The following is a 6,613-nucleotide window of genomic DNA, read 5'->3' as shown; positions in this document are numbered from 1 at the left end:
CGCCCGCCCCCGGGCCGCGCCGGGTCCGGGCGGGCGACGGGTCCCCCCCCCCCCCCCCCCCCCCCCCCCCCCCCCCCCCCCCGGGGGGCGGCGGGTGCGGCGGCGAGGGTGCTGACGACGGAGAGCAGGACGGCGGCGGCGCGGGCGGCGGTCTTCATCGCGCCACCGTGTCAGTTCCGCGACCGGGCCGACCCGTTGACGCGCACGGCATCGCCCGATCGGGGGATGCGGCTACTCCTGGCGAGGGATGCCGGGCGGGCCCTGCGGCAGCGGCGGCAGGTCGAGCCGCCGGCCCGCGGCCAGCTGCGCGGGCACGGCGGCGGGCGCCTCCGGCGCCGGAGCGGGCTGCTCGGCCTGGGCCGGCCGCTCGCGGTTGCGGTCGGTGGCGCTCTCGAAGAACCGCAGCAGCTCGACCGGGAACGGCAGCACCAGCGTGGAGTTCTTCTCCGCCGCCACCTCCACCACCGTCTGCAGCAGCCGCAGTTGCATCGCACCGGGGGTGGCGTCCATCTGCTGCGCGGCCTCGGAGAGCTTGGCGGCGGCCTGGAACTCGCCGTCGGCGGTGATGATCCGGGCCCGGCGCTCACGGTCCGCCTCGGCCTGGCGGGCCATCGAGCGCTTCATCGAGTCGGGCAGCGCGACGTCCTTGATCTCCACCCGGTCGATGTGCACGCCCCAGCCGGTCGCCGGGCTCTCCAGCATCAACTCCAGCCCGCGGTGCAGGTTCTCCCGTCCCGAGAGCAGGTCGTCCAGCTCGCTCTTGCCGATGATCGAGCGCAACGAGGTCTGCGCCACCTGCGACATGGCGAAGGTGTAGTTCTGCACGTCCACGCTGGCCCGGATCGGCTCGATCACCCGGAAGTAGACCACCGCGTCGACCCGCACCGAGACGTTGTCCTTGGTGATGCCCTCCTGGGCCGGCACCGGCATGGTGATGACCTGCACGTTCACCTTGCGCATCCGGTCGACGAACGGGATCAGGAGCGTGGGCCCCGGCTCCTTGACCTGCTTGCGCACCCGCCCGAGCCGGAAGACCACCCCGCGCTCGTACTGCTGCACCACCTTCACCCCGGTCACCGCCCACAGCAGACCGACGGCCACCAGGATGCCCAGGACTACCGGCATTCGCTCTCGCCCGACCCCTCAGCGGCGCGCCGAAGCCGGGCCCCCGTGGGTCCCCTCGAAGCCGGCGCGTGCCGCGCGGGTCAGTATGCGCCTGCCACGGCGGCGGGACCAGCCTGCGAGCAGGGCTCCCAAGGCTCGGTCACCGCGGCGGGCCGCCGCGGTGACCGACCGTCAGCCGCCGGCCGGCAGGGCGCCCGCCGCGACCTGGCCGATCAGCGTCCAGGAGACCGTGCCCGGCGCCCAGTAACGCCCGTGCCGGGTGTCGCCGGTGGGGATCCGGCGGGCGCCGAAGGCGGGCCGCATCGGGTCCCTGCCGTGCCGCAGGCCCGCCACGAACCTGATCCAGTCGTGGGACCCGCGCCCCACGTGCACCCGCGAGGGTTCGATCCGCAGCTGCCGGGCGTGCCGCACGCCGGCCCCCGGGCTGCCCAGCAGCAGGACGCTGTCCACCGGCAGCCCGCGGTCGCGCAGGGTCAGGCCGACCACCGTGCTGCCGTAGCTGTGCCCCAGCACCGTGCTGTGCGCGGGAGCGCCGCGGTGGGTCAGGCGCAGCGCGGTCACGAAGCTCAGCAGGGCGTCCTTGGCGCCGTGCGCCGCGGCCAGCCGGATCGCGGCGATCCTGCTCTGCGGCGCGTCGTAGCCGCTCCAGGCGATGGCGCTGGTGGTCCGGTCGGGCGCGGCCAGCCGGGCGGCGGCCTCGATCTCGTACGCCTTGTCCATGTCGCCGGTCATGCCGGCCAGCCGCGCGGTGCTGCCGGGCACGAAGGTGACGACGTTGTGCGCGGTGTCCGGGTCGTTGACGGCGACGATCGCGTGGCCGATGCCCTCGGTGTCGAAGCCCAGCAGGTAGGTCGGCGCGAAGTGGGGCGCGCGCGAGTGGGTCAGCCGGCCCTCGATGTCCTCCAGCCCCTTGAGCTTGCCCAGCACCGCCTCCCGGCGCAGCCGCCAACGCCGGTGTCCGGGCGGTTCGCGCCCCGGCAGCACGCCGGTGGGCCGCGGCTCGGTGCCCAGCCGCTCCAGCTCCCGGTGCAGGGCGGCGCGGCTGCCCGCCAGCCGGCGGCGGTTGGCCCGGTCGCGGTCCGCGGCGGGGATGCCGTCGCGGTTGCCGACCAGCTCGGGACAGCTCTCGATCAGGTCCTGCCGTTCGGCGGCGTGACGCGTGGACCACCACGCGCTCACCGCCGCCGCACTCGCCGCGGCATCGGGCTGCGCCTGACGCACGATCCCCCCAGGTGTCGGTCGAACCGCCTCGCCCGGCGCCGCGTGGCGCGGGCTCCCCGCACGCTACCAAGCCGGCGCGAGGCAGGTCGTTCGTTCACGGGTGGGGCGTTCGTCACTCCCCCACCGGCCGCCCGCGCGCCACCGCGAGCAGCAGTTCCTGCCAACGGTCGGTGACCTGCGCGAGGTCGAAGCGCCGCAGCGCGTGGTGGCGGGCGGCGCTGCCCAGCGGGCCCGCGCCGGCCAGTACGGCGGCCAGCGCCGCGCGCAGCGCGGGTGCGTCGCCGGCCGGGGCGAGCGCGCCGGTGACGCCGTCCCGGACGATCTCGCGCACCCAGCCGACGTCGGTGGCCGCGCACGGCAGGCCGGCCAGCGCGGCCTCGATCAGCACACCGGGCAGCCCCTCGCTGTCGCTGGTCAGCAGCAGCGCGTCGGCGGCGCGGTAGAGCGGGGCGGGGTCGGCCAGCTCGCCGAGCAGCGTGACCCGCGCGCCGGCGGCCACCCGCAGCGGGCCGGCGCCGGCCAGCGCCAGGTGCACCCCGGGCAGCGCGGCGGTGACGGTGAGTGCCAGGTCGGGGCGCTTCCCGGCGGCCAGCGCGCCGACCCAGGCGACCAGCGGGCCCTGGCCGGGCAGCCCGAGCAGGGTGCGCGCGGCGCTCCGCTCGGCGGGGTCGGCGGCCGGCGGATAGCGGTCCGCGGCACGGGCGTTGGGGATGGTGACGACCCGCCGGGGGTCGAGCGGGAAGTGCTCCAGCAGCACCTCGCGCGCGCCGTGCGTCAGGGCCGTCACCGCCGAGCAGCGGCGCAGCCGCAGGCCCACCAGCAGCCGGCGCGCGCGGTCGGCGCTCCAGTGCCGCGGGTCGCCGATGCCGACGTAGACGAACGGGACCCCGGTGCCGGCCAGCGCCACCGCGCAGGCGGCCAGCGTGCTGGAGCCGTGCGCGACCACCACGTCCGCCCGGCGGGCGGCGCCGAGCAGGGCGCGCAGGGTCGCGCGGTGGTAGCGCGAGGGGCCCAGCACGCCGGTCGCCTCGGCCGGACCGGTCGCGTCGGGGTGCGGCGCCAGGGCCCGCAGGGCGGAGGGCCGGCCGCGGCGCAGCAGTTCGGCGTGCAGGTCGCGGGCCAGGCGCTGGGCACCGCGGCGCCGGGGGTCGGTGATCACGTGCAGGACGCGCGGGGGTGACGGCGGCTGGGCCATGGCACGAGGCTCGCACAGCGCTGGAGCGCCGGTGGCGGATTCGGCACACTGCGCGGCGGTCGGCTGGCGGGCGGGGCGGGCGGGCTGCGATGCTTGGCCCGGGTGCGGGCCGGCACGGGAGGCCGGCCACGCCCCCGCGTCAGGGGGGATGAGCGGATGCATGTGCTCTATGTGATCGACAGTCTGAATCGGGTCGGCGGGGCCGAGCAGGGCCTGGCCGCGATGGCGCCGGGTCTGGTGCGCTCGGGGATCACCCTGGACGTGGCGTACCTCAAGCCGTCCGACGACGGCTTCCAGCCGGAGCTGGCGGTGGCCGGCGCCACCGTCTTCGGCGTGCACCACCCGGGCCGCGGCCGGACCGCGGCCGCCCTGCACGCGCTGGTGCGCGAGCGCGGACCGGACCTGGTGCACACCACCCTCTACGAGGCGGACGTACTGGGGCGCAGCGCGGCGCTGGCGGCCCGCACCCCGGTCGTCTCCAGCCTGGTCAACTCGGCGTACGGGCCCGAGCACCTGCAGGCGCGCGGGCTGAACCCCTGGAAGGTGCGCGCGGCGCAGGCCGTGGACGCCGCGACCGCGCAGGGCACCCGGCGCTTCCACGCGCTGACCCGGCACGTGGCGCGGGCGATGACGACCCGGCTGCGGATCTCGCCGCGCCGCATCGACGTGGTGCCGCGCGGGCGCGACCCCGAGCTGCTGGGCACCGTGACGCCCGAGCGGCGGGCGAAGGTGCGCGCCGACCTGGAGCTGGCCGAGGACGTGCCGGTGGTGCTGGCCGCGGCCCGCCAGCAGTACCAGAAGGGCCTGGACGTGCTGCTGGCCGCCTGGCCGCTGGTGCGCCGCGAGGTGCCCGGCGCGGTGCTGCTGCTGGCCGGCAGCCCGGGCGCCGAGACGCCGCGGCTGCGGGCGCTGGCCGCCGACGTGGACGACCCCGCGGCGGTGCGCTTCCTGGGCCCGCGCGGCGACGTCTTCGACCTGATGGCGGCGGCGGACGCGTTCGCCGTGCCCTCGCGCTGGGAGGGGCTGGGCAGCGCGGCGATGGAGGCGATGGGGGTGGGGGTGCCGCTGGTCTGCTCGGACGTGCCGGCGCTGCGCGAGACGGTCCGCTCCGAGGACTACGCGCTGCTGGTGCCGCCGGAGCAGCCGGTCGAGCTGGCGGCCGCGCTGACCCGGGTGCTGACCGACCGTCAGGAGGCGGCGGTGCGGGTGCGGGCCGCCCGGGCGCGGTTCCTGACCAGTTTCACGCTGCATCAGGTGACCGCCCAGATGGTCGAGTTCTACGAGCGCTCGCTCGGCGCGCGCTGACCGGCAGCAGTATCACCAAAGTGCTTGCGCCAAAACCGTGGTCGGGCAAACATCACAGGGGGCGCGGACCGGACGGGGGCCCGGTGGCGGGGTACGGCGAGTGGCCGGGGCCGCCGCCGGCCGGCGTCCGGCTCCCTCGCCGGTGCCGCGCACGACGACCGCGAGGGGACCCACCCGGTGGAACCGGCTAACCACGTCACCGTCCTTCGACGCCACTGGCGACTGCTGCTCGGCTGCACGCTGGCGGCCCTGGCGATCGGCTGGCTGCTCACCCCGGCCGGCGACGCCGTCGACAACGCCAAGTGGCAGTGCAAGGTGGCCGTCATCCCGGTCGCCGGCGGTGACACCGTCCGGGTCGACCAGGTCCTCTCGTACGCCACCGGCTCGGACGTCACCGCGGCCGCGGCCAGGCGGCTGGCCACCACCGACCTGCAGGGCCTGATCGCGCGGCGCACGGTGACCGCGGCCAGCGCGCAGATGCTCCTGTTCACGGTCACCGGACCGACCCAGCAGAACTGCGCGAACACCGTGATGGCGTTCGTCGACGAGACCATCACCGGCTACGGCGACCAGGCGGTGCAGAGCGCCAACGACTCGATCAAGCGGCTGCGGGTGCAGGCCGACACCCAGCAGCAGGCCGTGAACTCCCTCCAGGACCAGTTCAACCACACCCCCGCCGGCCAGCAGCCCGCGCTGCAGCCGCAGTTGCAGGCGGCGGTGGCCGCGCTCACCAAGACCCTGACCGACATCAACAACCTGCAGAGCTACACCCAGACCGACGCCATCCAGCAGTGGGGCGGCATCGACGCGCACCAGAGTCCGGGCAGCCTGCTCAGCTCGCCCAGCCGCGGCCTGCGGCTGGCCCTGGCGGTGCTGCTGGGCCTGGGCCTGGGGGTGGTGGCGGCGCTGATGCTGGGCCGGATGGACACCCGGCTGCGCACCCGCAACGGCACCGAGGAGGCGTTCAACCTCCCGGTGATCGGCGAGATCCCGGTGATCGGGCGGCGGCTGCGCCGGCCGCACCGGCCCCTGGTGGCCGCCCGGCCCTCCGACCCGGTGGCCGAGTCCTTCCGCTCGCTGCGCTCGACGCTGCTGCTGACCGGCCCGGCCGCGCTCTCGGCGCAGCCGCGCGACGGGTCGGGGCCCGAGCCGACCGAGGCCGAGCGCCGCTCGCGCCGGCTGACCCGGCCGGCGCCGGTGGTGCTGGTGATGTCCGGACGCAGTGGGGACGGGCGCACCACCACGGTGGCCAACCTGGCCGCCGCGCTCGCCGAGACCGGCCGCGAGGTGCTGGTGCTGGACTGCGACTTCCGCAATCCGCAGCTGCACGCCCACTTCGGGCTGGACGACGGCCCGGGGATGGCCGAACTGCTGGGCGGCGAGCGGCCGGCCGAGCTGGACGACCTGATCCGCCCCACCGGCGTGGAGCGTCTGAGCCTGATCAGCGGCGGCAACACCACCGCCTACCCGGCCGCGCTGGTGCTGCGGGCCGGCGAGGTGCTGCGGCGGGCCCGCCGGCACGCCGACCTGGTGCTGATCGACAGCTCGCCGCTGCTGCACGCCAACGACGCCTACGACCTGGTGCAGCACGCGGACGCCGTCCTGGTGACCGTGATGGGCGGCAACGTGACGCCCGAACAGGCCGACCGGGTGAGCGAGTTGCTCTCCCGCACCGGAGTCCCGGTGGTCGGCGTGGCGCTGCTCGGCTCGCTGGCGCCCGGCGGGCGGCGCAGCGGCGGGGGCGCGCCGCCGCGCGGGCGCGGGGAC

Annotated in this window: 5 protein-coding genes; 2 read left to right on the top strand and 3 right to left on the bottom strand. The window is 76.6% G+C overall.

Annotated features, from left to right (window positions below; all coding sequences use genetic code 11):
• Positions 1–231: 231 nt before the first annotated feature.
• From ABD323_RS33485 to ABD323_RS33475, 3 genes are all read right to left on the bottom strand, one after another.
• Positions 232–1,125, bottom strand: coding sequence for a slipin family protein (locus tag ABD323_RS33485; protein WP_344445831.1), 894 nt, complete (start codon positions 1,123–1,125; stop codon positions 232–234).
• Between the two features lie 171 nt (positions 1,126–1,296).
• Positions 1,297–2,346 (bottom strand): alpha/beta hydrolase, encoded by a 1,050-nt coding sequence (locus ABD323_RS33480; protein WP_344445830.1) that lies wholly within the window; start codon positions 2,344–2,346, stop codon positions 1,297–1,299.
• A gap of 112 nt (positions 2,347–2,458) precedes the next feature.
• On the bottom strand, positions 2,459–3,541 hold the full coding sequence (locus ABD323_RS33475) for a glycosyltransferase (RefSeq protein WP_344445829.1): 1,083 nt from the start codon (positions 3,539–3,541) through the stop codon (positions 2,459–2,461).
• A 156-nt stretch (positions 3,542–3,697) separates the two neighbouring features.
• Here ABD323_RS33475 and ABD323_RS33470 point away from each other — a divergent pair, with 156 nt between their 5' ends.
• Positions 3,698–4,846, top strand: a complete 1,149-nt coding sequence (locus tag ABD323_RS33470) for a glycosyltransferase family 4 protein (RefSeq protein ID WP_344445828.1) — start codon at positions 3,698–3,700, stop codon at positions 4,844–4,846.
• Between the two features lie 177 nt (positions 4,847–5,023).
• Positions 5,024–6,613: tyrosine-protein kinase family protein (locus ABD323_RS33465; protein ID WP_344445827.1), on the top strand; the 1,590-nt coding region annotated here is incomplete at its 3' end.

The organism is Kitasatospora nipponensis (assembly GCF_039528135.1).
Taxonomy (GTDB): Bacteria; Actinomycetota; Actinomycetes; order Streptomycetales; family Streptomycetaceae; genus Kitasatospora; species Kitasatospora nipponensis.
This window is presented reverse-complemented; position numbering and strand designations above follow the sequence as displayed.

What these genes read in the sequence shown, in the direction of transcription:
- ABD323_RS33485 (WP_344445831.1), bottom strand. Translation starts at nt 1,125, where the DNA reads ATGCCGGTAGTCCTGGGCATCCTGGTGGCCGTCGGTCTGCTGTGGGCG.
- ABD323_RS33475 (WP_344445829.1), bottom strand. Translation starts at nt 3,541, where the DNA reads ATGGCCCAGCCGCCGTCACCCCCGCGCGTCCTGCACGTGATCACCGAC.
- ABD323_RS33470 (WP_344445828.1), top strand. Translation starts at nt 3,698, where the DNA reads ATGCATGTGCTCTATGTGATCGACAGTCTGAATCGGGTCGGCGGGGCC.